This is a genomic window from uncultured Streptomyces sp. (genome assembly GCF_947488945.1).
Classification (GTDB): domain Bacteria; phylum Actinomycetota; class Actinomycetes; order Streptomycetales; family Streptomycetaceae; genus Streptomyces.
In genome coordinates this window covers 136,755-163,125 of sequence record NZ_CANLBS010000018.1, presented here as the reverse complement: position 1 = coordinate 163,125, position 26,371 = coordinate 136,755, and the positions used below count along the sequence as shown (strand labels likewise).

Below are 26,371 nucleotides of genomic sequence, written 5' to 3'. Positions count from 1 at the left end.
GGCGCCCCGTGCGCGGACCGTTGACAAAAGCGGCAGACGCGAGAAACCTGTCAGCGCAGTCCCGCAAAAAATTGACCGGATCACTAAAAATTTCAGGCATGGCGCGTGATATCCCGGCAGGCGGCGTTCTCTCCCTCCGGCCGGCGCCCGATCGTCCCCCCATTCGGTGTACCGGCAGCCCGCACCCTGCCGTCGCCCGCCGCGCGGCGTTCCGCACACCGCGCGGCCGGCGCCGTGCCGTGTCGCGCCCTCCGGTCCCGCGGATCACGGAACTGAGGACAGCATGAGAGGGAAACATCCCGTACGACGGTTCGTCGTCTGCGTGGTGACCGCCGCGCTGGCGGTCGTCGGGCTGCTGCCGGTCGCCGCGTCGGCGGCCGCACGCACCCCGGACCTGGCTCTCGGCAAGCAGGTCACGACCGGCGGCCAGCATGGCGCCTACCCGGCCTCCAACGTCGCCGACGGCTCCCAGGCGACCTACTGGGAAGGGGCCGGCGCGTTTCCGCAGTGGGTGCAGATCGACCTGGGCGCCGCGCACACCGTCGACCAGGTCGTGCTGAAGCTCCCGGCCGCCTGGGAGGCGCGCACCCAGACGCTCGACGTCCGCGGCAGCACCGACGGCAGCGCCTTCACCACCCTGTCCGCCCCGGCCGCCCGGGTGTTCAGCCCCGCCTCGGCCAACACCGTGACCCTCGGCTTCGCCGACACGCGCACCCGGTACGTTCGCGTCCAGGTCACCGCCAACACCGGCTGGGGGGCCGGGCAGTTCTCCCAGGTGGAGGTGTACGGCGACCAGGAGGACTCCGGTCCGCCGCCCGCCAGCGGCTCCAACCTGGCGCTGAACAAGCCGGTCGAGGCCTCGTCGTACACCCAGACGTACGTCGGGTCGCACGCCACCGACGGCAACACCGGCACCTACTGGGAGTCGAACGGCCAGCCCGCCTCGCTCACCGTGAAGCTCGGCGCGGACGCCGAACTGGAGGCGGTCGTCGTCAAGCTCTCGCCGGACCAGGCGTGGGGCGCCCGCACCCAGGGCATCCAGGTCCTCGGCCGCGCCTCCGGCGCCACCGCCTTCACCTCGCTGAAGGCCCGCGCCGACTACGCGTTCAGCCCCTCGGGCAACCAGAACACGGTGACGATCGCCGTCAGCGGCCGGTACACCGACGTACGGCTGGCGTTCTTCTCCAACACCGGTGCGCCCGGCGCCCAGGTCGCCGAGGTCCAGGTCGTCGGCACCGCAGCCCCCAACCCCGATCTGACCGTCACCGCGCTCGCCTGGTCGCCCGCCGCGCCCTCCGAGTCGGACAGCGTCACCGTGAACGCCACCGTGCGCAACACCGGCACGGCCGCCGCCGCCGCGACCGCCGTGGACGTCAGTCTGGAGGGGGTCGTGGCCGGCAGCGCGCCGGTCGCCGCACTCGCCGCCGGGGCGTCCGCCACCGTGCCGGTCGTCGTCGGCCGGAAGGCGATGGGCTCGTACACCGTCTCGGCGGTCGTCGACCCGACCGACGCCGTCGCCGAGCAGGACAACAGCAACAACGCTCTCACCGCCGCCTCGAAACTGGTGGTCGGCCAGAGCCCCGGCCCCGACCTCGAAGTCCTCGCCATCACCGCCAATCCGTCGAACCCGGCGGTGGGAGCGCCCGTCACCTTCACCGTCTCCGTCCACAATCGCGGTACCACGGCGGTGAGTTCCGCCACCGTGACCCGGCTCCTGGTGGAGGGGACCACCCTGAACGGCACCACCGGAGCCGTCCCCGCCGGGGGCACCGTGCCGGTCGCGATCGGCGGCAGCTGGACCGCGAAGAGCGGCGGGGCCAATCTGACCGCCACGGCGGACGCCACCGGCCTCGTCGCCGAGACCAACGAGAACAACAACGTCTTCGCCCGGTCCCTCGTGGTGGGCCGCGGCGCCGCCGTCCCGTACACCGAGTACGAGGCCGAACAGGGCAGCTACCGCGGCACGTTGCTCCAGGCGGACCAGGTGCGGACCTTCGGGCACACCAACTTCGCCACCGAGTCCTCGGGCCGCCGCTCCGTGCGGCTGGACGGCGCCGGCCAGTACGTCGAGATCACCTCGACCGTGCCGAGCAACTCGATCGTGGTCCGCAACTCCATCCCCGACGCCCCCGCCGGCGGCGGTACGGAGGCAACCCTCAGCCTGTACGTCGACGGGACCTTCGCCCGGAAGCTGACCCTCTCCTCCAAGCACAGCTGGCTCTACGGCGACACCGACAGCCCCGAGGGGCTGACCAACCGCCCGCAGACGGACGCCCGCAGGCTCTTCGACGAGTCCAACGCCCTGCTCGGCCAGACCTACCCGGCGGGCACCAGGTTCCGCCTCCAGCGCGACGCGGGCGACTCGGCGGCCTTCTACGTCATCGACCTCGTCGACCTGGAACAGGTCGCGCCGCCGGCCGCCCAGCCGTCCGGCTGCACCTCGATCACCGCCTACGGTGCGGTGCCCAACGACGGGATCGACGACGCCGACGCCCTGCAGCGGGCGGTGACCGCCGACCAGAACGGCCAGATCGGCTGCGTGTGGATACCGCCGGGGCAGTGGCGGCAGGAGAAGAAGATCCTCACCGACGACCCGCTGAACCGCGGTGAGTTCAACCAGGTCGGCATCCGCGACGTCACCGTCCGGGGCGCCGGCATGTGGCACTCCCAGCTCTACAGCCTCACTCCGCCCCAGGACGCGGGCGGCATCAACCACCCGCACGAGGGGAACTTCGGCTTCGACATCGACGACAACACCAAGATCTCGGACCTGGCGATCTTCGGCTCCGGCACCATCCGGGGCGGCGACGGCAACGCCGAGGGCGGCGTCGCGCTGAACGGCCGGTTCGGCAAGGGCACCGCCGTCACCAACGTCTGGCTGGAGCACGCCAACGTCGGCGTCTGGGTCGGCCGGGACTACTCCAACATCCCCGAGCTCTGGAATCCGGGCGACGGCCTTCAGTTCACCGGGATGCGGATCCGCAACACCTACGCCGACGGCGTCAACTTCGCCAACGGCACCCGCAACTCCACCGTCTTCAACTCCTCCTTCCGCAACACCGGGGACGACGCGCTGGCCGTCTGGGCGAGCAAGTACGTGAAGGACCCGTCGGTGGACGTCGGCCACGACAACCACTTCCGCAACAACACCGTCCAACTGCCCTGGCGCGCCAACGGCATCGCGGTCTACGGCGGATACGGCAACACCATCGAGAACAACATCGTCTCGGACACCATGAACTACCCCGGCATCATGCTGGCGACCGACCACGACCCGCTGCCCTTCTCCGGGCAGACCCTGATCGCCAACAACGCGTTGCACCGCACCGGCGGGGCGTTCTGGGGCGAGGCCCAGGAGTTCGGCGCCATCACCCTGTTCGCGGCCGGGCCCGACATCCCCGGCGTCACCATCCGGGACACCGACATCTACGACTCGACCTACGACGGCATCCAGTTCAAGACCGGCGGCGGATCCGTGCCCGGCGCCCGGATCTCGAACGTCCGCATCCAGAACTCGGTCAACGGCTCCGGCATCCTGGCCCACGGCGGAGCCCGGGGGAGCGCCACCCTGACGAACGTGACCATCACGGGATCGGCGGAAGGGGACGTGGTGATCGAACCCGGCTCGCAGTTCGTGATCAGCGGCAGCGCGAACACCGCCGCGACCCGGAAGGAGTAGCGGGGTTCTGCGAGACCCGTCCCCGCCCGGCACGTCCCACGTGCGCCGGGCGGGGACGGGCACCGCCTGGCGGCCTCACCAGCTCGTCCTCAACAGGTGATTGACCGCCAGCGCCAGGACCACCTGGGCGCAGAGCCAGCCGCGCCGGGTGCGGTCGGGCAGCAGGGCCGCCGCGGGCAGCAGCCAGAGCACGAACGGCAGCCAGATGCGCTCCGTCTCGGCCTTGCTCATGCCCGAGAGGTCGGCCGCCACGACGGCGAGCAGGGCGGCCAGGGCGAGGGCGGCGAGCCGTTGCCGGTCGCCGAGCGGGCGGCCGGCGCGCAGTTCCGGCACGGCGCTCCGGGCGCTCTCCAGCGAGCGGCGCAGCCCCGCCACCGCGGCGAGACCCGCGGCCACGGTGGCGGTGCCCAGGTTGGCCCACACCCAGTACCCGTACGGGCGCTTGCCGCCCACGCCCTGGTGGTAGCGCTCGACCAGCAGGGGGTACGCCTCCCACCAGTGGAAGCCGGCCACGGTGAACGCGACGGGGACCACCAGCGACCCGGCCGCGAAGAGCGGGAGCGGGCGGGCGCTCCCGCCGAGCACGAGGACGGCTGCCAGCAGCAGTCCCATGAGGGGCAGCCCGTAGCTCAGATAGCAGAGAAGTCCGAAGACGAGCCCCGATCCCGCCGCGGCGGCGCGGGGGAACCGGGTCGCGCGGGTCACCGCCACCGCGAGCAGCGCCATCGACCAGGCCGCGACGGCCGCGAACGCTCCGTCGGCGGATACCCCCGCCCAGACGGCGCCGGGTGCGAGCACGACGAACGGCGCCGCCCGCCGGGCGAGTGGTTCCCCGCACAGGGCACGTACCGCGATCAGGACCGCCGCGCCGGCGGTGGCGGCCAGCGCCACGCAGCAGAAGGACGCCCACACCGGCCCGCCGAGTCCGACGCGGTCCAGGAGGACGAACGGCAGGGTGGCGCCCGGAGGGTGCCCGGCGACGTGGGTGGGCCAGTTCCCGGGCCGGCCCATCACGATGTGGTCCTCGAAGGTGCGCAGGGCCGCGCCGATGTCGGAGAACCCCTCGATTCCGGCGAGGTATTCGTGCCGGCTGGTGAGCTTGAGCACGAACCCCCGCCGCCAGCCGTCGACCGTCGCCAGCGCGAGGATCCAGGACGCCGAGACGGCCCAGGTCAGCGCGAGCAGGCCGGGCCAGCGCAGCCGGTCGGCGACGCGCGGCCCGTGGGCGACCGCGGCGACGGCCAGCGCGACCGCGGCGGGAGTGCCGGGGCCCCCATGGGGCTCCCACACCGCGACGAGCGGCGGCCAGCCCGCGTAGAGGGAGCCGTCACCGTTGAGGGCGGCGCCGACCAGCACGGCGGTGGCCACCAGCAGCACGGCCCCGGCCGCCGCGCACAGGTCCCGGCGACGTCCGCGGTCCGGGGGATCCGATGGTGGACGTCCGTCGTCCGTGCGTCCGGCATGTCCGGCATGTTCTTCGGTTCTCACACCGGCACGCTAAGGGCTGTTCCGCGCTTCCCCGTGGATCAGCGCGCGGCGTCGGATGCGGTGCACCGCACGGCGGAAAGGCACCCGGGGCGGGCCGGGAATCACCCGCCCGCGCGGGATGCGGGTCCCGCGCCGGACGGGCGCCCCGCCATAGCGTCGTCCCCATGGGTGACCTGAAGAGACGCATCGAGGCACTGCCCTCGCCCGCGCGGCCCGGATTCTGGCGCAGTCCGCTGAGGGGCGTGCGGTTCACGGCGGTGCTCGGACTGGTCCTCCTGGCCGGCCTGACCCTGGTGTTCGTGACCGGCTTCCTCTCGTACGCCGCGTACAACCCCGATCTCGCGGCCGTCAACGACAAGACCCCCGACAAGGGGCTCCTCGGCTTCTACCTGTTCGCGTGGCCGACCGGTCCGCACTGGCTCTACCGGCTGACGCAGGGGGTGCACGTCACCCTGGGAATCGCACTGGTGCCGGTCCTGCTGGCCAAGCTCTGGTCGGTGATCCCCCGGCTGTTCGCACTGCCGCCGGTGCGCTCCGCGGGTCACGCGCTGGAGCGGCTCTCGGTGGTCCTGCTGGTCGGCGGGGCCCTGTTCCAGGTCGTCACCGGGGTACTCAACGTGCAGGTGGAGTACGTGTTCCCCGGCTCCTTCTACCGGCTGCACTTCTACGGGGCATGGGTTTTCCTCGCCGGTTTCCTCGCCCACACCGTGCTCAAGCTGCCCCGCGCGGTGCGGGTCCTGCGCGCAGGACCCGGCCCCCTGGGGACCGACGAACTGGCTGCCCCGGACCCCGCCCCCGCCACCCTCTCCCGCAGGGGCGCCCTCGCGATGGTGGGCGCCGGGTCGCTGGTCCTGCTGGCCACGTCGGCGGGCCGGAGTTCGGACGTGCTGCGGCCCACCGCCCTGCTCGCCCCGCACGGCGTCGGGGAGCCCGGCTCCGGGCCGAACGGTTTCCAGATCAACAAGACGGCCGCCTCGGTCGGGATCCGTACCGCCGACACCGGCCCGTCCTGGCGGCTGACCGTGCGGGGACCGGCCGGCGCCTTCCGGTTCACCCGGGACGAACTGCTCGCAATGGCCCTGCGAAGTGCGGCGCTCCCCATCGCCTGCGTCGAAGGCTGGTCCACCTCGGACCAGTGGTGGCGCGGAGTACGGCTCCGGGACCTCGCCGCGATCGCGGGCTTCCCCGGCCACCCGCCGTCCGTCCTGGTGGAGTCCGTGCAGCGGGCCGGCTCGTTCCGCAGGGCCGCCCTCAGGAGCAACCAGGTCGCGGACGCCCGCTCGCTGCTGGCGCTGGAGGTGAACGGCGAGCCGCTGACGCCCGACCACGGCTACCCGGCGCGCGTCATCGTGCCCGCCGCCCCCGGCGTGATGAACACCAAGTGGGTCGGGTCGATGACCTTCGGAGACCTCTGATGGGCACCGGGACAAGCCGTGATGCGCTCCCGCGCCCGCGCGCGCGGCGGCTCCTGCGGCGGGGCTACGGGGAGGGGCCGCTGCACCTGCTGCTCCTCGTCGCGACGTTCGCGCTGACCGGGTACGCGGGCATCCGGCTGCTGGACGGCGACACGGTCCGGATCCTGATCTGGTTCGCCGGAGCCGCCGTCGTGCACGACCTCGTGCTGCTGCCGCTCTACTCGACCGCGGACCGTGCCCTGCGCACGGTCGCGGGGAGGCGGCCGGGCGCCGTCAACCACGTCCGGGTGCCCGCCTTCCTCTCCCTCCTGCTCCTTCTGGTGTGGTTCCCGCTGATCACGCGTCAGGTGCGGCGCTACGAGCCCTATACCGGGCTGTCGGCCGACGTGTTCCTCGGCAACTGGCTGCTGGTCACCGGAGTGCTCTTCGCGCTCTCCGCCCTCTGGTTCGTCCTCGGCGCGCTGCGCGGCGGCCGGCGGTCCCGGCGGCGCAGGGAGACGAAGGGGCGGCCGCCGGCCACCCACTGATCGACGGACTCCCAGCCGAGCGGGCGCGCGTACCGCAGCAGTGCGGGGGTGCCGGTCCTCGCCCACGGGAAGAACGTGCCGGGCGGGACGGTGGAGGGTTCGCTGCCGTCGTGCAGATGGACTTCGGACCGTTCGTCGAGGTCCCGCGCGTGGGTCTCCACGATGAGGAGGCCGCGGGGGGCGAGCAGCGATGCGACCCGCCGCAGCAGCGCGGGCGGGTCGCCGCCGATGCCGATGTTGCCGTCGGCGAGCAGCACGGTGCCCCACTTCCCCTCGCAGGGCAGCGGGTCGAAGACACTGCGCCGGAGCGCCCAGCCGCCGAGGCGCCGGGTCCGGGCGACGGCGGCGTGCGAGACGTCGATGCCGAGGGCCCGGCGTCCGCTCGCGCCGAGCGCCACCACCAGCCGTCCCGGTCCGCAGCCGACGTCGAGGACGGTGCCCTCGCAGCGCCGCAGGGCCGAGAGGTCCGCGGAGTCGGCGTCCAGGCACCAGCGTTCGACGTCGAGCGGCAGCAGCACCCCGTCGGTGCGGCGGAGGAAGAGCGGGCCGCGTCCCGTGCGCAGTGCCGTCGCGTACGGATCGGCGGTCCAGGACGCCGTTTCCGCGAGGTCGGGCGCGCTCACCGGGCAGCCGCCCCGGACAGCCGTGCCAGGGTGGCCGCGAACCGTCCGTGCGGTGCCTTCACGGCTGCCTCCGCGGCGTCCCCGGCGTCGTCCACGTCGCGCAGTACGGGCAGTTCCCCGACCCTGAGCCCGGCGTCGGTCAGCCGTGCGCGCTGCACGGCGCCGGTCTCCGGCACGGACATCGGGACTCCGCGGAGCAGTGCCGGATCCGGGACGGCCAAACCGAGCGCCCAGAACCCGCCGTCCTCGGCGGCCCCGAACCAGGCGTCGTGGTCGTCCCAGGCGGTGGGTGCGAGGGCCGGGGCGAGGTGCGCGGCGGAGACCTGCGGCGTGTCCATGCCGATGAGCAGTGTCGGTCCGCGGCAGCCGTCGAAGGCGGCGGCGAGCCGTTCGTCGAGCCCGCCCGTGCCCTGCTCCACCACCTCGACGCCCCGGGGCAGCCAGGGACCCGGCCGGCCGGCCAGCACGACGGCGCGACGACGGGCGGGCAGCGTCAGCACGGTCAGCAGGGTGTCGGCGAGGGAGGCGGCCGCCAGCTCCGCCGCTTCCTCCGGGGTGAACGGCGGGGTGAGCCGCGTCTTGACCCGGCCGGGGAGGGGTTCCTTCGCGATGACGAGCAGGGTGGTGGGTCCCGCCGGACAGGGGACGGGGGCGGACGTCATCGGTGTGCCCCCGCCCGCGCCGCCGTACGGTCCGCCGCCGGTTCGGCCAGCACCGCCCGCATGTCCCGCACGGCGTGCCAGGTGCCGAGCCAGGTGCCGGTGACCTTGGACCTGCCGGTGCGGGGCCGGTAGGGGACGTCGGTCTCGGTGATCCGCAGGCCCGCGTCGGAGGCCCGCACCACCATCTGGAGCGGGTACCCGCTGCGCCGGTCGGTGAGGTCGAGGGCGAGCAGGTCGCAGCGGCGGGCCGCACGCAGCGGACCGAGGTCGCGCAGCCGCAGCCCGGTGCGGCGCCGCAGCATCAGGGAGAGCGCGGCATTGCCGGCGCGGGCGTGCAGGGGCCAGGCCCCGCGTCCCTCCGGCCGGCGACGGCCCAGCACGAGATCGCACGACCCGTCGGCGACGCGTGCGACGAACGACGGCAGCAGGGCCGGGTCCAGCGAGTCGTCGCAGTCGCAGAAGCACACGTACTCGGCCTCGGACGCGGTCAGTCCGGCGTGGCACGCGGCGCCGAAACCACGGCGGGGCTCGTGGACGACGGTGGCGCCGAGGGAGCGGGCCACCTCCGCCGAGCCGTCGGTCGAACCGTTGTCGACGACGATCGCCCGCCAGCCCGGCGGGATGCGGGCCAGGACCTTGGGGAGCGCGGCGGCTTCGTCGAGGCAGGGGAGGACCACGTCGACGAGCGGGCCGGACGTGGCGGGGAGGGAGGCGGAGGTCTCGGAGGTCTCGGTGTCGGTCACCCTGTTCACCCTACGAACACATACCGTTCATTTCCGCTCAAAACGTGCAGGTGTGGCCGACCTCTTCGACGACCGGCCACCGGGCAGGTATCCGCCCGCGCGGGCACCCGGTCCGTCGGGACCGCTGTCACCCGGCCGCGACGGCTGTTGCCGCGTCACCCCGCTGCGGGGCCGCCGCGAACTCCGCCATGCCCTCGTCGAACGCCACGGCCGGGGACCAGCCCAGTTCGGCGCGCAGCCGCCGCGAGTCGGCCGTCACGTGGCGTACGTCGCCGAGCCGGAACTCCCCGGTCACCACCGGCGCCGGTCCGCCGCAGGCCGACGCGAGGGCGGCGGCCATCTCGCCGATGGTGTGCGGGTCCCCGCTGCCCGTGTTGTAGGCGGTGGCGGCCCCCGCCGCCCGCTCGGGTAGCGAGGTCAGTGCCGTCACGGCGGCCGCGGCCACGTCCCGGACGTGCACGAAGTCGCGCCGCTGGCCGCCGTCCTCGAAGACCCGGGGCGCCTCACCGCGGTTGAGCGCCGACCGGAAGAGGGAGGCGACGCCCGCGTACGGGGTGTCGCGCGGCATTCCGGGGCCGTAGACGTTGTGGTAGCGCAGCGACACGGCCTTACCGTCCGCGGCGCGCGCCCACGCGGCGGCGAGGTGTTCCTGCGCGAGCTTGCTGGCCGCGTAGACGTTGCGCGGGTCGGTCGGGGCGTCCTCGGAGACCAGGCCGGGCGTCAGTTCCGCCCCGCAGGAGGGGCAGAGCGGCTCGAACCGCCCCGCCTCCAGGTCCTGCCGCGACCTCGGCCCCGGACGCACGGTGCCGTGCACGGCGCAGTCGTAGCGCCCTTCGCCGTACACGACCATGGAACCCGCCAGCACGAGCCCGTCCACACCGGCCGCAGCCATCCCGGCGAGCAGGACCGCCGTCCCGAGGTCGTTGCAGCCGACGTAGTCGGGCGCGTCGGCGAAGTCCTTGCCGAGGCCCACCATCGCCGCCTGGTGGCACACCGCGTCGACGCCCCGCAACGCCCCGGCGACGGTGGCCGGGTCCCGCACGTCGCCGACGACGAGTCGTTCGCAGGCAGCCTCCGGCGGGACTCCGCCGGGGTGGGCCGAGGGCAGCAGGGCGTCCAGCACCACCGCCTCGTGCCCGGCGGAGCTCAGTGCCTCCACGATGTGCAACCCGATGAAACCGGCTCCGCCGGTGACCAGAACACGCATGGATGTCACGTTACGGTCCGGTCCGGCACGGGGCCGGGACCGGCGCGGGGCGCGTCCCGCCGGGAAGCACGCAGGGAGCGGCCGGCCGGTCCACCCCGTCGGGCGTCAGCCCGTCCCCGCTCCGTGACGACTCCGGCGACCGACCGCCATCCGGCTCAAACCCGCCTCCTTTCAGGTGCGTTGTCGCGGCGCGGGCGCGTCCGCCCCGGCTCTCCGCCGCGGTCCGGTCCACGGTGGACCCGATCACCCGCAGGTCTGCCTACCGAGAGGACCCCTTCATGTTCCGTCGTATCGCGCTCACCCTGGTCACCGCCGCCGCGGCCGGAATCGTCGGCGCCTCCACCGCCGCCGCCCACGCCGCGGACCTGGACGGCGGTGCGGGCGGCAGCAACCAGGCGGCCCACGCGCACGCCTCGTCCGACGAGTACCTGAACCTCGGCGGCCCGTACGGCATCACCTACGCCGAGAAGAAGACCCTCCACTTCTCGATCGAGCAGGGCTGGTACTACGCCGGCTGACCGCACCCTGTGCGTGCGCGAGGCCCGTCCCCCGGGGGGACGGGCCTCGCACCGAAGCGGAGCGCGCCTCAGACCGCAGTCGTGCGGTCCGGGTCGTCCAGCGGGGTGTTGACCCGCAGCCACCGGTAGCCGTACGGCTCCAGTTCCGCGTCCACCAGGCCGCCCGCCGCGGCCTTGCAGGTGTCTCCGGTGAACACGTCGGTGAGCAGCCGGCCGCCCTTCAGGCCCGGTACCTCCACGGACGCGGTGGCCTCCCGGTCGGAGAAGTTGTGCAGCACCAGCACCGCCCCGTCCTCCACCGAGGAGAGGTGGGCGAGCACGCCGGGGTCGTCCGTGTCGAGCACCTCGTAGTCGCCCCAGGCCAGTTCGGGCGTCTCCCGGTACCGCTCGATCAGCGTCCGCATCCGTCCCAGCGGAGCGCCGGGGTCGTGCGCCTGGTCGTGCGCGTTCACCTTCCTCGGCGAGAACGCCCCGGTCACCACCGGGTTCGGCAGCCGGTCCGGCTCCGCCGTGGAGAAGCCGCCGCCCTTGTCGGGCGTCCACTGCATCGGGGTGCGCACCGCCTGCCGGCCCTCGGCGGCGAGGTTCTCGCCCATGCCGATCTCCTCCCCGTAGAACAGCACCGGGGTGCCGGGCAGGGAGAAGAGCAGGCTGTAGGCCAGCTCCACGCGGCGCGGGTCGCCGTCGACCATCGGCGGCAGCCGGCGGCGCAGGCCACGGTCGTAGAGCTGCATGTCCTTGTCCGGGCCGAACGCGGCGAACACCTCGGCGCGTTCGTCGTCCTCCAGCTTGTCGAGCGTCAGCTCGTCGTGGTTGCGGACGAACGTCGCCCAGTGGGCGTCACGGGGGGCCGCCGGGCGCTCCCGCAGGGCGGCGGCCAGCGGGGCCGCCTCGCCGCGTGCCATCGACAGGTACATCCGCTGCATGCCGATGAAGTCGAAGCACATGGTCAGCTCGTCGCCGCGGGAGGACTCCGGGTCGCCGAAGAACTTCGCGGTGTCCGGGTAGGGTAGGTTCACCTCGCCCAGCAGCACCGCCTCCCCGCTGCGGCGCCCTAGGAAGGCCCGCAGGTCGGCGAGGTACTCGTGCGGGTCGGGCAGCTGGCCGGCGTCCTGTTGGCCGTCGGTCTCCAGCAGGAACGGCACCGCGTCGACCCGGAAGCCGGACAGCCCGAGCTGCGTCCAGAACCCCATGATCCGGGCTATCTCGTCGCGCACCGCCGGGTTGGCGACGTTGAGGTCGGGCTGCTGCTTGTAGAAGCGGTGCAGGTAGTACTGCTCCGTGCCCTCGTCGTACTCCCACACGCTGTTCTCGACGTCCGGGAAGACGACGCCCTCGGGCCCGTCCTCGGGCGGGGTGTCGCACCAGACGTACCAGTCGCGGTACGGGGAGGTGCGGCTGGAGCGGGCGTCCTGGAACCACGGGTGGTGGTCGGAGGTGTGGTTGACGACGAGGTCGGCGATGACCCGGATGCCCCGGTCGCGCGCGGTCCGCACGAACTCGGTGAAGTCGCCGAGGGTGCCGAGCCGGGGATCGACGCCGTAGAAGTCGGTGATGTCGTACCCGTCGTCGCGCTCGCGCGTCGGATAGAACGGCATCAGCCAGACACAGGTGACGCCGAGGCGCACCAGATGGTCGATCCGCTGGGTCAGGCCGGCGAAGTCGCCGACGCCGTCGCCGTCGGAGTCCTGGTACGTCTCCACGTCCAGGCAGTACACGACCGCGTTCTTCCACCACAGGTCGGAGGTACGGGTCAGCCTCATCGGACCCCCTCCGCGACGGCGGCCTGCGGGCGGGTCACGTCGAGCTGCGGCAGCACCTTCGCGCCGAACGCGTCGATGAACGCGCTCTGTTCCTTGCCGACGTGGTGCAGCATGATGTCGTCGAAGCCCAGTTCGGCGTACTCCCGCAGCCAGGCGGCGTGCTGGCCGAGGTCGGCCGATATGTTCACGGACCCGGCGACCTTCTCCGGCGGCACGTGCTCGCTGACACCGTCGAACAGCTCGGCGGTCTCCAGGTCCCAACTGGCGGGCGGACCGTGCACATTGGTGCGCCACTGGTCGTGGGCGAGGGCGCGCGCCCTCTCCTGGTCGGGGTCCCAGCTCAGGTGGACCTGGAGGCGCAGCGGGCCGGCGCCGCCCGCGGACCGGTAGGCGTCCACGATCCGGCGCAGCGTCTCGTGCGGCGCGTTCACGGTGATCAGGCCGTCCGCCCACTCCGCGCACCAGCGCGCGGTCGCCTCGCTGCACGCGGCGCCCACCAGTGGCGGCACCGTGTCCGGGCGGGTCCACAGCCGGGCCCGGTCGACCGTGACCAGCCCGTCGTGGCTCACCTCCTCGCCGCGCAGCAGTGCCCGGATGATGTCGACGCACTCGCGCAGCCGGGCGTTGCGGACGTCCTTGCGCGGCCAGCGGTCGCCGGTGATGTGCTCGTTGGACGCCTCGCCGCTGCCCAGCGCCGCCCAGAAGCGGCCCGGGTACATCGAGGCGAGGCTGCCGATCGCCTGCGCGACGATCGCCGGGTGGTAGCGCTGGCCCGGGGCGTTGACCACCCCGAACGGCACCCGGTCGGTCGCCTGGAGCGCCGCGCCGAGCCAGGACCAGGCGAAGCCGGACTCGCCCTGGCGGACGCTCCAGGGCGAGAAGTGGTCCGAGCACATCGCGGCGGTGAAGCCCGCGCTCTCCGCGCGTACGACGGCTGCCAGCAGGTCGGCAGGGGGCACCTGTTCGTGGGAAGCGTGGAATCCGTAGACGGTCATGGGGTCCGGGTACCCCGTGCCGGAGGGTTCAGCGGCCGTCGCCGGCCCGGTTCAGCGCCGGCGGCGGTGCACCCGTGCCTCCCACGGCGCGAGTACCAGGGATCCGGGACGCGCGGGGGCCGACGGGCCGTTGCCGAGCACGAGTTCGGCGTCGTCCCAGCCCTCGGGCAGCGGGGCGGCGGCCTCCTCGCCGGTGAAGTTGCCGGCGACCAGCAGCTCCGTGCGCCCGTACCGGCGGGTGAAGGCGTAGATCCGCTCGTCGTCCGGCAGCAGCATCGTGAAGTCGCCGTGCACGACGGCGGGTTCGCCGTGCCGCAGCTCGATGAGCCGCCGGTAGTGGTGGTACACCGAATCCGGGTCCGCGACGGCGGCCGCCGCGTTGACCTCGGTGTGGTCCGGGTTGACCGGGATCCACGGGGTGCCGGTGGTGAAGCCGGCCTGCGGCCCGGCGTCCCACTGCATGGGGGTGCGCGCGTTGTCGCGCCCCATCGCCCGCAGCCCCGGCAGCACGTCCTCGGGCTCCGCGCCGTCGCGCAGCGCCTGCGCCCAGTGGTTCAGCGACTCTATGTCGCGGAAGTCCTCGATGGTCCGCAGCGGGGCGTTGGCCATGCCCAGCTCCTCGCCCTGGTAGACGTACGGCGTGCCCCGGTGCAGGTGGAGCACGGTCGCCAGCATCTTCGCCGACCGGACGCGGTGGCGCGGGGAGTCGTCGCCGAACCGGGAGACCACCCGCGGCTGGTCGTGGTTGTTCCAGTACAGGCTGTTCCACCCCACGTCCGCGAGGCCGGTCTGCCACCGGCCGAGCGACGCCTTGAGGTCGGTCAGCCGCAGCGGGCGCGGGTCGAACTTGCCACGCCCGTGGTCCAGCCCGACGTGCTCGAACTGGAAGACCATGTCCAGCTCACGGCGCGCCGGGTCGGTGAAGAGCCGCGCCTGCTCCACGGTCACGCCGGGCATCTCCCCGACGGTGAGCAGCCGCCCCGGATACCGGGCCATCACCTCCCGGTGCATCTCCTGGAGGAACTCGTGGACGCGCGGCCCGCAGACGAAGTACGGCGACCCGTCGCCGTGGGGCCCCTGCTCGCCCACCTCGCCGTCGGGCAGCGCCGGGTCCTTGGAGATGAGGTTGACGACGTCCATCCGGAAGCCGTCCACGCCCCGGTCCAGCCACCAGCGCATCATGGCGTACACCGCCCGCCGCATCTCGGGGTTCTCCCAGTTGAGGTCGGGCTGGGTCGGCGAGAACAGATGGAGGTAGTACGCCTCGCCGGTCGCGTCCGGCTCCCAGGCGGGACCGGAGAAGAACGAGCCCCAGTTGTTGGGTTCGCGCCCCTCGCGCGCCGGACGCCACCAGTACCAGTCGCGCTTGGGGTCCGACGGGTCCCGCGACGCCCGGAACCAGGGATGCTCGTCGGACGTGTGGTTGACGACCAGGTCCATCACCAGTTTCATCCCGCGCGTGTGCACGGCCTCCAGCAGCCGGCCGAACGCGGCGAGGTCACCGAAGACGGGGTCGATGTCCTGGTAGTCGCTGATGTCGTACCCGTTGTCGTCCTGCGGCGACGGATAGACCGGCGACAGCCACAGCACGTCCACGCCGAGCCCGGCCAGGTGGTCCAGCCGCCCGGTGAGCCCCTCCAGGTCCCCGACGCCGTCCCCGTCGGAATCGGCGAAGCTGCGCGGATAGACCTGGTAGACCACCGCTGACTTCCACCAGGCGTCCTCGCCCCGCACCGTGCCGTCGGCCGCCATCGGCGCACTCCTCTTCTCCGGGGACCATGATCGGAGATCTCCTGCCCCGGGGACGGGGGTCCTACCGATCGGGTCCGGCCGGCGGGGCGGGGAATCGGGGACCGCCGGATCCGACGCGCGTCCGCGGGGAGGGCCCGTACCGCGGACCCGCCGAGGAGGGGCCTACGGAACCCGTCCGCGCACCCGTGTGGATTTTCTCCCGGACCGGACTGCATGGATGCCGGGGCGCGGGGCAGACGGACGGTGCCAGGTCAGGAAGCGGCCGGTCCCGTCCGCCTGCTTTCCCGAAGGTGAGCCGTGATGTTCCCGAATCGCCCCCTGCGCGCCCCGCCCCACCGGGCCTGTCCCCGGGTGCCCCACCAGCACCCGTGACAGGCCCCCGGTGCGGCACGCCGCCGGTCCCTGCGCCGGCGGAGCCGACCGGCCCCCTCCCCACGACCCCGCCGCGGGACGCCCCCCGAGGGCCTACCGAGTCCCGCGCACCCGCGCGCCCGTTCCCGGCCGTGACAGAAAGGCGACCATCATGCTGCTGGCCCACCCCGCCGTGCTCGAAGGACTCCTCACCCGTTACGAGAAGCTCGTCCGCCGCCGCGACGAGCTGCTGACCTCGGACGCGACCGACGCCGCCCCGGTGCTCCGGCGGCTGGAGGACGTGAGCTACACCCTCTGCGTGTCCACCGGCACCCGCGACATCGACGAGGCGCTCGCCGCCGCCCGCGAGCAGTTGGCGGGCACGGAGCGCGAGGTGTGGGCCGTGGACCGGACGCTTCCCGCCGACGCGCCCGGCACCCCGGCATCCGCCGCCCCTTCGTCCGTCACGGACGAGGGCGCCGCGCTGGCGGCCTGAGACCGCCGGGCCGGAACGCGCCTGCCGCCCGGGACCGCCCGGCGGCAGGCGCGTTCCGGGTGTCAGCGGCGGGGGCGCAGCCCGGCCCCGTCGGACGGCGTGGCGCCCGCGATGCCCTCCACGAGCTGCGCGCAGAGGTCCCGGAGCTTGATGTTGCGGTGCTGCGACGCGGCACGCAGCGTGCCGAGCGCCTCCTCGGCGGAGCAGCGCCGCTGGGCCATGACGATGCCGGCCGCCTGGTCGATCACGGTCCGCGACCGGATCGCGGCCTGGAGATCGTCGGCGAACACCTGGACGTCGGAGAGCCGCTGCGCCAGGGCGATCGCACCGGTCGCCTGGGCGGCGAGGGTGCGGAGCCCCCCGAGGTCGGCCCCCGCGAAACCGTCCTGCTTCGGCGAGTAGAGGTTCAGGGCCCCCGCCGTGTGGGAGCGGGGCGCGACCGGCAGGGACAGCGAGGAGAGCGTCCCGGAGTCGGCGGCGAACGCCGGGTAGCCGTTCCAGCGGACTTCCGCCCGCATGTCGGTCACGCTGACCTCCTTGCCCGTGCGCAGCGACTGGAGGCAGGGGCCGTCGTCCTGGGCGTACTGCGCCTCGTCCAGCGGCGGGGCGCTGGTGCCCGCGCTGACCACGGTGAGCGGGTGGTGCTCGCGCTCCAGGGTGATGCCGCAGCCGTCGGCGGTGGGAGCCAGCCGCAGGGCGCTGTCCGCCAGGGCCTGGAGGAAACCGTCCAGCGTGTCCGTGTCGAGAAGGAGAGAGACGAGATCCGGGGGCATGGGGTTGACCGGGTCGGTCATGGTCGCTCCCTTCCGTGTAGACGCCTTACGGCCAGCATGGCACGGCGGTGCGGGCGCTGTCGGCCGCCCTCGAACGGGGGAGCCGGAAGGGGCCGCGGCGGCAGGGGAAAACGTTCACCGTCGAAGGTGTCGGGCGCCGTCGAGGGGGCAGACGGGGGGGCGAGGTCAGGAAGCGGCCGTGCCGGATCCCCTGTGCCCTCGGAGCGCCTCATGCCGCTGTTCAGCTACCGCCTCGACGCCTCTCGCACGGTCGTCGAGCTGTGCGACCCCGTGGACCTCGAAGACGTGACGTCCACCGAGCGCGCCCTGCTGGCGGCGCTGCCGCCCCGCGCCCCCGGCGCACTCGTCGTGGACGTCCGCACCCCGCTGCTCACCCCGCTGGCCCTGGGCGTGCTGCTGCGGGTGCGCCGGAGGGGCGAGGAGACCGGGGTGCCACTGGCCGTGGTGGCCCGGCACCGCACGGCGCGCACCGTCCTGGAGGTGGCGGGTCTGGAGCGCGTGCTGCGGGTCGCCCACACCCTGGACGCCGCCGAGCGGTGGACCCGGGGCCTCACGCAGGGCTCGGCGGCGCACGGGGCCGGCGCGCCGCGCGGCCGCCCCGGCGGCGCCTCCGGTCCCGGCCGGCAGAACGCCGGACCCTGCGGACCCGCCAACGACCACCCGGCCCCGCGGCCCTCCGGGGGCAGGTGACCCGGCACCTTCCGCCCGGAGCCTCTGCGGCCGCCGGTAGCCCCCGGCGTCCCTGCGCCCGATGATGCCTGTCGCTCGCGGCCTTCCGCCCGCCGCCCTCCACCGGGCGTCGGTCCCCGTAGGGGACCGGCCCCGGCGTGCCCGGCCCCGCAGGCATCCCGCTCCGACGCTCTCCGGCCGGCTCGCACCCCGGGGCCGTCGCCCTGCCCGGCCGGGGCCCGGCGCCTCGGGCCGCGGGGGCGGTTTTCGGCCTCCTCGCGGCGGCACCGCCGTGCCCTGCCGACGTTGTGGGCCGAGAGGGCATAATGAAGCGCTGGAGGTCAGGAAGCGGCCCGCAAGTGTTTCTTCCTGCCTCCGTGGAGTACCTCGTGAACGACAGTCACCTCCGCCGCGCCCCTGAGCGGCACCGGGCCGCAGCACGTCGTGCCCCGGGCACAGGCGGGCCGCGGCCGGAGGAACGGCGCCCGGCCACCCGCGTTCCTCCCCGTGCCCCGGTGGCGGATGCCCCGCCCTTCCGGCCCCACGGCCCCGGCAGCCTCCCGCCCGGCTCCGCCGGCCGCCCGCGAACCCGCCGCGGCCCCGTGACGTCCACCGGCGGCGCCCCCGGCGAACGGCCCTCGCCCGTCGCCGTCTGAGTCCTTCCGCCCGCCCACCCCCGGAGCCGTACGGTCCCCGGCCCGTGGGCGGCGTTCGACATGTCCCAGCGGCCCTGACCGCGCCGCACAAGCTCTGCCCGCCCCGATGACGGCGGGTCACCGCCCAGAACGAGATGATCATGAATGACAGGCCCGTGGCCGCGGCGCCGGACACGACCGCGCTCCTCCTGGAGACGGAGTCGCTCGACCAGTTCCTGCAAGCCCTCGCGCACAGTGCCCTGGCCCTGGTGGAGGGGGCCGACGGGTGCGGCGTCACACTGGAACGGAAGGGGCGTCCGGTCACCGTCTCCGGTGTCGGGGCCAGCGCGACCAAGCTCGACGAGGCGCAGTACGGCCAGGACGACGGTCCCTGTCTCCAGGCGATGCGCACCGGTCTGGAGGTCAGCGTCCCGGACACGCTCCGGGAGAGCCGCTGGGGCGGTTACCCCGCGTACGCGGCGGCTTGCGGCGCCCGCTCCTCGCTGTCGCTGCCCATCGCGCCGCACAGCCACACCGCGGGCGCCCTCAACCTGTACGCACCGCTGCCGAACGCCTTCGAGAACGCCGATCTCACCCGGCTCCGCCTGCTCGCCGCGCAGGCGACCGGAGCCATCGCGCTGGCCCAGCGGATAGCCGACACCGAGGAGTTCGCAGCCGACCTGGAGGCCGCCCTGAGGTCGCGGACGGTGATCGATCAGGCGGTCGGGGTGGTCGTCGGGCAGCAACGCGTGACCCCGGAGAGGGCGTTCGAGGTGCTGCGCACGGCGTCCCAGCACCGCAACGTCAAGCTCCGGGTCCTGTGCGCGGAGCTGATCGCCAGCATCACGGGCGAGAAGCCCCCGGAGGCGACCATCCGCCCGCGCGACTGACCGCCGCGGGCCGAGCGGGCCGGGACGAGCGCTGCCGGGCCGCCCGGCTACCGGACCCACCCGGCTCTCCGGCCGCGCCCGGCCGTCCGGTCGGCCCTGCACCGTACCCGCCCTTCCCACGCGGTCGGCGGCGCGGCTATTTCTCGGGGTCGTGGCCCCAGTTCATCAGCGAGTAGCGCCACCGGCTGTCGGCGGTGTCGCCCTGCGGACGCTGTTCGAGGTGGCGGGCCACGTATCCGGCGACCTTGCGCATGTGGGCCAGGTCGCCGTCGTCGAGGTCGGCCTTCTTCGTCCGCAGCAGTTCCACGATCCGGCGGCCGGAGGCGTGCCCGGTGGACTCTCCGCCCCCGTCCTTCTGCCCGACCTCGCGCGATTCGTCCGAGCCGAGCCACCGTTCCAGTTCCGCGGCGGTCATGTTGACGGCCTCGCCGAAGCGGCTGAGCGTCTCCTCGCGCCCCTCGTCCCCGGCGCTCACGATCCGCCGCCCTTCTTCCTGCGCAGCGACTCCGGCTTGTGGACGGCGTGCTTGCCCGTCTTGTCGCTCTCCACCTCGTACTGCGGCTCGTCCTCGGACGCCTTCACCGTGCGCCCGGCCGCCTCGGTCGCGTCCTCGATCTTCCGGGTGACGGACCCCTCCACCTGCTGTCCGTGGCTCTGCCAGGTGACGTCGTCACCCTTGGACAGCTTCTTGTCCTTCTTCGCCATGACGGGGCTCTCCTCTCGTCCGGGGGATGGTGGCCGACCGGGGTCGCCGCGCGTACGCCCGGCCCCCGCCAGGATCACGGCTACCCGCCCCGCGCGCACGGCGGGACGCGAGGCGCGGGCGGTGGTGTCGCCGCCGCAGGGGGCCGGCCGCCGCGCGGGTCGCCCTTCCAGAAACGGTGAATGGGCGGGCAGGTATGTGTACCGCTTCGATATGCGGAGACGTGAGGTGCAGGCGGGGTTGCCCGTGCGTGGAATGACGTCGGCCGGGGTTGAGCCCGGGGCCCCGTGCGACTGGTGACGTCAGCGGAGGGGAATCGTCTTGGGCGAGGTCGGAATCACTCCTCCCGCCCCGGCTTCTCAGGGTCCGGACTCAGCGCGAAGGAAGGAAACTCAACATGTCAGAGCCACGCGTCGGATGGACGTGGGAGCAGCGCGCCGCCGTCAAACAGTACCTGTGGTTCGCTGCCGTATTCGCGGTCATCGGCGTCGCCTTTTCCATCTTTCTGATTTCCGCGGGGAACCACGGAGGGTGGACGCTTCTGGGGATTGTCGGGTGCGCATGTGTGGTGGGCTGCTTCATTGTCCGGAAGGGGCGAACGGGCGAGCCTGACCACGAGGACCACTGAGTCCTTCCGAGCCGACCGGGCCCGCGCACATCTGTCTGCCGCGGGCGCTTCACGGAGGTGAGGGCCGGCCCGGAGGCGGTCTCCCCGGTGCCGTCGGCAGGCGTGGGACGCGCAGGTGCGGAGGTGCGGTGCGCAGGCCCCGGTCCTTGCTGTCGTGGCGGGTCGGCCCCGCCGGGTCCGCCGGGTCCGCCGCGTATTCTCGCGGGGGCACCCGGCACCCCGGTGGGACGGGAAGCCGCATGGGCCGCCGGAGCGGGACGCGGCGGGCGGGAACGGCCGAGGGACGAGGACGGTTGACGGTGGCGGGCGACACGGCGGACGCGGGGGCGCGGGCGGGCGCGGAGGCGCCCCGGCCCTCGCTGGGCGCGCAGGCCCGCGAGGCGGTGCGGCAGCGGATCGTCGACCGGCGCTACCCGATGGGCTCCCGGCTGGTGGAGCGTGAGGTGGCCGAGGAACTGCGCATGTCGCGCGTCCCGGTGCGCGAGGCGCTGCGGGCCCTGGTGTCCGAAGGGCTGCTGGAACTCCTGCCGCACAGCGGCGTACGGGTGCGGCGGCTGGAGCGGATCGATGTGCGGCACCTTTACGAGGTGTGGGAACCGCTGGCCGTGCAGGCGTCCCGTCTCGCGGCCCGCCGGGTCGCCGCCGCGGTGGGCGAGCCGCTGGCCGTGGCGGAGCTGCGCGGGCTGCTGGAGCGGGCCGAGCGTGCCGCGGCGGCGGGGGAGGGCGAGCGCGAGGTGGCGGCGCACACCGCCTTCCACGAGGAGATCGTCGCCCTGGCGGGGAATCCACTGCTGACCCGCACCATGGAGCAGTTGGGCTGGCAGCTCCAGCTGCTCTTCGGGATGCGGGAGGAACCGGCGCACATGCGCTCCCAGCACGCGGAGATGCTGCGGCACATCGCGGCCGGCGACGGGGAGGCCGCGGCGGCGAGCACGCTGCTGCATGTGCGGGACAGCCGCAGAGTGGCCGAACGATCCCTGTTCGGGGACGACGGTTTGTATACCAGCAACTGACTCCAGCCCTCGTGCTTCCCTCGGAGAGCGGGATCAACGCCCCGCAATGCGCATATCGCCGGGACCGCGCTCCCTGTCGCCCCGGTGGATCTTGTTCTGGTCAGGATCCTGGTATACAAAATGTGGAGCCGGGTCGGCGCGCCCGGACCGGGCGGTCCGCGTGGCGGACCGGCCCTGCCCGCACGGCCGGTCCGCCCGGCCGTGCCCCGCCCGGCTTCCGAAGGACGGCGTCGCTTCGCCGTCCGTCCGACCGCAAGGAGTCCCCCCATGGTTCCCCCTCCGCTCTCCCGACGCGGTGTCCTCGCCGGCGCCGCGACGCTCGCCGGCACCGGAACCGCCCTCGGCGCGGTCTCCTCCACCCCCGCCGGCGCGGCGCCCGCGGCCTCGTCGGCCGGCGGGGGTCAGGACCGGCGGCCCACCGACTCGGCCGTGGTCTTCCGCGACGTGCGGCCCTTCGGCACCGGGGAGTCCGTGGACCTGACCGTGATCGACGGGCGGATCAGCGACCGGCCCGCCCCCAAGCACGCGCGGATCATCGACGGCGGCGGCCGGATGGCACTGCCCGCCCTGGTGGACGCCCACATCCACCCCGACAAGACGACGTGGGGCAGCGACTGGGTTTCCCGCAAGCCGTCCAGCGGCATCGCGGACAACTGCGCCCAGGACGTGGAGGTCTTCCGCAGCCAGCGCCGCTCCGTCGGCGAGCGTGCCTACGGGCTCATGGCGCACGCCGTGACGCGCGGCACCCGCGCCATGCGGGCGCACGCCGACGTGGCCCCCGCCTACGGCCTCAAGGGGGTCGAAGGCGTGGCCGAGGCGCGCGAGCGGCTCGCGCACGCCCTGGACGTGCAGATCGTCGGCTTCCCCCAGCACGGTGTGATCCGCACCCCGGGCACCGCGAAGCTGCTGGAGGACGCGGCGCGCGGCGGCCTGGTGGACCTGATCGGCGGCATCGACCCGATCAGCTTCGACAACGCCATGGACGAGCAGCTCGACCTCCTCTTCCGGCTCGCCGACCGGTACGACGTCGGCATCGACATCCACCTCCACGACCGGGACGAGCGGGGCGTCAAGGTGCTGCGCGGCATCATCGACCGCACCCGGTCCCTCTCCCTGCGCGGCAAGGTGACGGTCAGCCACGTCTTCTGCCTGCCGGCTCTCTCCGAGGGCGACCTCGACACGATGGCGGCCGACCTCGGCGAGCTGGACATCGCGCTCACCACGGTCTCGCCCGACGTGTCCCGGGTGCTGCCCATCGCCAAGCTCCAGGAGCACGGCGTGCGCGTCGGTCTCGGCTCGGACGGCGTACGCGACTCGTGGAGCCCCTTCGGCAACGCCGACATGTTCCACCGCACCCACATCCTCGGCTGGGTCACCCGGGCCCGGCTCGACCAGCAACTGACCGACTGCTTCACGGTCGGCGCGCACGGCGGAGCCGACGTCATGCACCTGGACCGGGCCGGCTTCGAGGCCGGTGACCCCGCCGACTTCGTCCTGCTGCGCGCCGAGTGCACCCCGCAGGTCGTGGTCGACATGCCGCAGCGCGACATGGTGGTGCACGGCGGCCGGGTCGTCGCCCGCGGCGGCGAACTGGTCTGAGCCGGCTCCCGGCGCCGTCACCGGTCGGCGGCCGGCCCCCGGACCGCCCGCGCCCCGGCCCTCCGCAGCGCTCGGCGGTAGCGGCGTCGGAAGAGGCGCTGCGCGAGGAGAAGTACGGGGAACAGGGGCCGCCAGGGCCACCCGGCGGCCGGGGCGGTCAGGGAGCGGAGGGTCAGGGTGACCCGGCCGTCGGGCGTCCGGCGGACCACGAACGCCTCCTCGCCGCAGACGGGGTGGCCGGGCAGCGTGCCGTAGGCGAAGCCGCGGGCGTCCGCCGTGTCGACGACGGCGACGACCCGCACCGGCTCGTGCACGGACAGCGGTCCCCGGCCGGCGGTGATCCGGTACACGGCGTCCTCGGTGACCCGCTCGCCGGCGGCGCCGCGCGGCGCGACGCGGAAGCCGCTGCGGGTCTTGACGCCCCACCGCAGCACCGCCTCCGACGCGGCGCGCCAGTCGTCCTCGCCGTGCCCGATCAGCACCGTCTCCTCGTGGCGGCGGTGGCCCCGGAGACCGTCGTCCGGCCAGGCGGCGTCCGCCGGGCACGTGGCCCCCGCGGGCGCGTAGGTGAGAGGGGGAGCGGCTGTGCCGTCCGGTTCCATGGCGTACTCCTGCCGGGTACGGGTACGGGGTCGGCGGCGCTACCGCTAACGGTTCGCGCGGGCGCCCTCGGTCAGATACGCCGCGATCATGTCGCCCAGCATCCGGCGGTGCCGCGTCCGGTGCTTGGCCGCCGTGAGGTCGCGGCCGAACAGGGCCTCGAAGGTGTGCTGGTTGGCGATCCGGAAGACGCAGAACGCGCTGATCATCATGTGTACGTCGATGGCGTCGGCCGTGGTCGCGAACGCGCCGCTCGCCCGGCCCGCCTCCAGGATCCGGCCGATCAGGTCGACCACCGGCATGCCCAGGTTCGCCAGCGCCGGGGAGGTGCGGATGTGCTCGGCCCGGTGGATGTTCTCGATGCTGACGAGCCGGATGAAGTCCGGGTGCGCGTCGTGGTGGTCGAAGGTCAGCTCGGCCAGGGTGCGGATCGCCTCGACGGGGCCGAGGTGGTCCACGTCCAAAGCCCGTTCCGCCGAACGCACTTCGGCGTACGCCTGCTCCAGAACGGCCGTGTAGAGCTGCTCCTTGCTGCCGAAGTAGTAATAGATCATGCGCTTGGTGGTGTGCGTCAGCGCGGCGATCTCGTCCACCCGCGCCCCGGTGTAACCCTGCCGCGCGAACTCGGCGGTGGCCACCGACAGGATCTCCGACCGGGTGCGCCCGGCGTCGCGACGGCGGTCCTGGTTGGCCCCGGGGGCCGGCTGCGAGGTCATGGGGCGTGGCTCCACCGGTCGGGGGTCGGACGGGCCTCATCGTAAGCGGACACCCGGGCCGTCCACCGGGGCAGGGCGGCCGTCAGCCGGCCACCGGACCGGGGGCGGGGGCGTGCTGGGCCGCGAGCCTCGCCGGGGCGTTGGCCATGCCGAAACCGCTGTACCCGTCCAGGCGCTGCACCACTTCGAAGAACACCCGGCCCACCGTGACCGTGTACAGGTGCAGGAACTCGCCCTTGTCGTCCCGGTCGTACAGCAGGCCCAGTTCGCGCAGTTCCCGGTGGCGTTCCTCGCCCAGGTCGAAGCGGGCCCGCAGGTCGTCGTAGTAGTTGTCGGGGATCGGGAGCGTCACGGACTCCGGCAGGGCCCGCAGGCGGCGGGCGGTCGCGCGGATGTCGTCGTCGGCGAGCGCGAGGTGCTGCCCCGGCAGGCCGCGGGGACCCACTTTCGCCATGTTGAGCACCAGCCGCAGCGTTCCGGCGGTGTTGGTCATGGCGCGGCTGCGCAGCAGCCCGTACGGGTCGGCGACCTCGACGCTCTCGTGCGGGCGCAGTCCGAGCACCGCCCGGTAGAAGAGCGCGGCCTCGTCGAACTGGTCCCACGGGTGTGCGAGCACCACGTGGTCGATGGAGCGGACCGATCCGGTCCCGTCCCCGGGCGGGGCGACGGGAGAGAAGTCCTCGCGCCACACCGCCTTCGCCGCGTCGCAGAAGAAGAGTTCGGTGCCGTCCGGCGCCGCCACGGCGTCGAGCGGCGCCTCGTCCGGCTCCCGGTGCCGGGGGAGCACCGGCGACAGCAGCGCCTTGGCCCGCTCGGCGGAGAGCGCCGGGTCCGGCGAGTCCAGTCCGAGCGCGACCAGCGAGGTGGCGCCGTCGTCGGCGGCCGCCGGGACGGCCCGGTTGAGCAGGATCCGGGCGCCGGACTGCTCCCACAGCTCGACCGGTTTGGTGGCGTGCGCGCCGGTACGGGCGAAGCCGAGCGCGCCGAGCAGCCCGCCGAGCCGTTCGTGGTCGGGGGTGGCGATCTCGGCGAAGGCGAAGCCGGCCGGCTGACCGGGCCGGGGGAGCGGGGAACCGGTGCCCAGGACCTCGGCGACGGAGTCCTCCAGAGCGGTCAGCGACCGCATGGCGTCGACCGCCGTGCGCCCGGTGTCGGCCTGGCGGAAGTTGTCGTTGAAGATCTCCAGCGACAAGGGGCCCGTGTAGCCGGTGCGCAGGACGTGCGCGAGCAGCCCCGTCAGGTCGAATCCGCCCTGGCCGGGGAAGCAGCGGTAGTGGCGGCTCCAGCGGAGCACGTCCATCGCGAGCAGCGGTGCGTCGGCCAGTTGCAGGAAGAAGATCTTCTCGCCGGGGATCGCCTCGATGCCGCCCGGGTCGGAGCCCCGGGACAGGATGTGGAAGCTGTCCAGGCAGGTGCCGAGGCTGGGGTGGTCGGCGGCCCGGACGATCCGCCAGGCGTGCAGGTAGGTGTCGACGTGCCGGCCCCAGGCCAGCGCCTCGTACGCGATCCTGATGCCGTGGTCCGCCGCCCGTTCGGCCAGCAGGTGCAGCTGTTCGGCGGCGAGCGCGTCGTCGGCGACCGCGTCGGGCGAGACGTTCGAGCAGACCAGCAGGGTGTCGGTGCCGAGGCGCTCCATCAGCCGGAACTTGTGCTCGGCGCGGCGCAGGTTGGCCCGCAGGCGTTCCGGGGACGTCGAGTCGAAGTCGCGGAACGGCTGGTAGAGGTCGAGGGACAGTCCCAGGCCGCCCGCCCGCGCCCGTACCTGCTCGGGGGAGAGGGGACAGCCCAGCAGGTCGTTCTCGAAGATCTCCACCCCGTCGAAACCGGCTCGGGCGACGGCCTCCAGCTTCTCGGTGAGCGATCCGCTGAGGGAGACGGTGGCGATGGAGGTGCGCATGAGGGCTC

General features: G+C 73.7%; 22 protein-coding genes. 8 read left to right on the top strand and 14 right to left on the bottom strand.

Features of this window, described 5'->3' with window-relative positions; translation table 11 throughout:
* Positions 1-283 precede the first annotated feature (283 nt).
* On the top strand, positions 284-3,679 hold the full coding sequence (locus Q0994_RS25530) for a CARDB domain-containing protein (protein WP_299538691.1): 3,396 nt from the start codon (positions 284-286) through the stop codon (positions 3,677-3,679).
* Positions 3,680-3,754: 75 nt separating this feature from the next.
* Here the strand turns inward: Q0994_RS25530 and Q0994_RS25525 are convergent, their stop codons facing one another.
* Positions 3,755-5,167, bottom strand: a complete 1,413-nt coding sequence (locus Q0994_RS25525; RefSeq protein ID WP_299538688.1) for a hypothetical protein — start codon at positions 5,165-5,167, stop codon at positions 3,755-3,757.
* A gap of 164 nt (positions 5,168-5,331) precedes the next feature.
* On the opposite strand from Q0994_RS25525, the gene Q0994_RS25520 reads away from it, so the two are divergent.
* Positions 5,332-6,582: a molybdopterin-dependent oxidoreductase gene (locus Q0994_RS25520; RefSeq protein WP_299538686.1), complete on the top strand. Its 1,251-nt coding sequence runs from the start codon at positions 5,332-5,334 to the stop codon at positions 6,580-6,582.
* Positions 6,583-6,946: 364 nt separating this feature from the next.
* Here Q0994_RS25520 and Q0994_RS25515 read toward each other — a convergent pair whose 3' ends face one another.
* The 4 genes from Q0994_RS25515 to Q0994_RS25500 form a co-directional block, all read right to left on the bottom strand.
* Positions 6,947-7,732, bottom strand: coding sequence for a class I SAM-dependent methyltransferase (locus tag Q0994_RS25515; protein WP_299538683.1), 786 nt, complete (start codon positions 7,730-7,732; stop codon positions 6,947-6,949).
* Entirely contained in the window at positions 7,729-8,394 is a 666-nt protein-coding gene (locus Q0994_RS25510) for a DUF2064 domain-containing protein (protein ID WP_299538681.1), read from the bottom strand. Before Q0994_RS25510 ends, Q0994_RS25515 begins: the two co-directional genes overlap by 4 nt.
* Positions 8,391-9,071 (bottom strand): glycosyltransferase family 2 protein, encoded by a 681-nt coding sequence (locus Q0994_RS25505; RefSeq protein WP_299538749.1) that lies wholly within the window; start codon positions 9,069-9,071, stop codon positions 8,391-8,393. The genes Q0994_RS25510 and Q0994_RS25505 overlap by 4 nt, the downstream gene beginning before the upstream one ends.
* A gap of 193 nt (positions 9,072-9,264) precedes the next feature.
* A complete protein-coding gene (locus Q0994_RS25500; RefSeq protein ID WP_299538678.1) occupies positions 9,265-10,344 on the bottom strand; it encodes an NAD-dependent epimerase/dehydratase family protein in 1,080 nt (359 codons plus the stop codon).
* Between the two features lie 278 nt (positions 10,345-10,622).
* Between Q0994_RS25500 and Q0994_RS25495 the strand changes: the two genes are divergently transcribed.
* Complete coding sequence (locus Q0994_RS25495; RefSeq protein ID WP_299538675.1) at positions 10,623-10,862, top strand: hypothetical protein; 240 nt, start codon at positions 10,623-10,625, stop codon at positions 10,860-10,862.
* Positions 10,863-10,930: 68 nt separating this feature from the next.
* On the opposite strand, the gene Q0994_RS25490 is transcribed toward Q0994_RS25495, so the two are convergent.
* From Q0994_RS25490 to Q0994_RS25480, 3 genes are read right to left on the bottom strand one after another with little or no spacing between them, the layout of a single operon-like run.
* The gene (locus Q0994_RS25490; protein WP_299538673.1) at positions 10,931-12,625 is read right to left on the bottom strand and encodes an alpha-amylase family protein; all 1,695 of its coding nucleotides are present in this window, start codon (positions 12,623-12,625) and stop codon (positions 10,931-10,933) included.
* Positions 12,622-13,620: a TIGR03885 family FMN-dependent LLM class oxidoreductase gene (locus Q0994_RS25485; protein WP_299538671.1), complete on the bottom strand. Its 999-nt coding sequence runs from the start codon at positions 13,618-13,620 to the stop codon at positions 12,622-12,624. Before Q0994_RS25485 ends, Q0994_RS25490 begins: the two co-directional genes overlap by 4 nt.
* A 51-nt stretch (positions 13,621-13,671) precedes the next feature.
* Positions 13,672-15,372, bottom strand: a complete 1,701-nt coding sequence (locus Q0994_RS25480; protein WP_299538669.1) for an alpha-glucosidase — start codon at positions 15,370-15,372, stop codon at positions 13,672-13,674.
* 523 nt (positions 15,373-15,895) lie between these two features.
* On the opposite strand from Q0994_RS25480, the gene Q0994_RS25475 reads away from it, so the two are divergent.
* The gene (locus tag Q0994_RS25475; RefSeq protein WP_299538667.1) at positions 15,896-16,219 is read left to right on the top strand and encodes a DUF5133 domain-containing protein; all 324 of its coding nucleotides are present in this window, start codon (positions 15,896-15,898) and stop codon (positions 16,217-16,219) included.
* A 62-nt stretch (positions 16,220-16,281) separates the two neighbouring features.
* Here the strand turns inward: Q0994_RS25475 and Q0994_RS25470 are convergent, their stop codons facing one another.
* Positions 16,282-17,013 carry a GAF and ANTAR domain-containing protein gene (locus Q0994_RS25470; RefSeq protein ID WP_299538665.1) on the bottom strand — a complete coding sequence of 244 codons (732 nt, stop codon included), beginning with the start codon at positions 17,011-17,013 and terminating at the stop codon, positions 16,282-16,284.
* A 210-nt stretch (positions 17,014-17,223) separates the two neighbouring features.
* Here Q0994_RS25470 and Q0994_RS25465 point away from each other — a divergent pair, with 210 nt between their 5' ends.
* On the top strand, positions 17,224-17,703 hold the full coding sequence (locus Q0994_RS25465; protein ID WP_299538663.1) for an STAS domain-containing protein: 480 nt from the start codon (positions 17,224-17,226) through the stop codon (positions 17,701-17,703).
* 769 nt (positions 17,704-18,472) lie between these two features.
* Positions 18,473-19,207 carry a GAF and ANTAR domain-containing protein gene (locus Q0994_RS25460; protein WP_299538660.1) on the top strand — a complete coding sequence of 245 codons (735 nt, stop codon included), beginning with the start codon at positions 18,473-18,475 and terminating at the stop codon, positions 19,205-19,207.
* Positions 19,208-19,343: 136 nt separating this feature from the next.
* Here Q0994_RS25460 and Q0994_RS25455 read toward each other — a convergent pair whose 3' ends face one another.
* Entirely contained in the window at positions 19,344-19,682 is a 339-nt protein-coding gene (locus Q0994_RS25455) for a DUF3140 domain-containing protein (protein WP_299538658.1), read from the bottom strand.
* Complete coding sequence (locus tag Q0994_RS25450; protein WP_299538656.1) at positions 19,679-19,912, bottom strand: DUF2945 domain-containing protein; 234 nt, start codon at positions 19,910-19,912, stop codon at positions 19,679-19,681. Before Q0994_RS25450 ends, Q0994_RS25455 begins: the two co-directional genes overlap by 4 nt.
* A 925-nt stretch (positions 19,913-20,837) precedes the next feature.
* Between Q0994_RS25450 and Q0994_RS25445 the strand changes: the two genes are divergently transcribed.
* A complete protein-coding gene (locus tag Q0994_RS25445) occupies positions 20,838-21,551 on the top strand; it encodes a GntR family transcriptional regulator (RefSeq protein WP_299538654.1) in 714 nt (237 codons plus the stop codon).
* A gap of 267 nt (positions 21,552-21,818) precedes the next feature.
* Positions 21,819-23,150 carry an amidohydrolase gene (locus Q0994_RS25440; RefSeq protein ID WP_299538652.1) on the top strand — a complete coding sequence of 444 codons (1,332 nt, stop codon included), beginning with the start codon at positions 21,819-21,821 and terminating at the stop codon, positions 23,148-23,150.
* Between the two features lie 17 nt (positions 23,151-23,167).
* Here the strand turns inward: Q0994_RS25440 and Q0994_RS25435 are convergent, their stop codons facing one another.
* The 3 genes from Q0994_RS25435 to Q0994_RS25425 all read right to left on the bottom strand — a co-directional run bounded on the left by Q0994_RS25435 (position 23,168) and on the right by Q0994_RS25425 (position 26,363).
* A complete protein-coding gene (locus Q0994_RS25435) occupies positions 23,168-23,752 on the bottom strand; it encodes a DUF1990 family protein (RefSeq protein ID WP_299538649.1) in 585 nt (194 codons plus the stop codon).
* A gap of 45 nt (positions 23,753-23,797) precedes the next feature.
* Positions 23,798-24,466, bottom strand: coding sequence for a TetR family transcriptional regulator (locus tag Q0994_RS25430; protein WP_299538646.1), 669 nt, complete (start codon positions 24,464-24,466; stop codon positions 23,798-23,800).
* Between the two features lie 82 nt (positions 24,467-24,548).
* Positions 24,549-26,363: a bifunctional sugar phosphate isomerase/epimerase/4-hydroxyphenylpyruvate dioxygenase family protein gene (locus Q0994_RS25425; RefSeq protein ID WP_299538643.1), complete on the bottom strand. Its 1,815-nt coding sequence runs from the start codon at positions 26,361-26,363 to the stop codon at positions 24,549-24,551.
* Between the last annotated feature and the right edge of the window lie 8 nt (positions 26,364-26,371).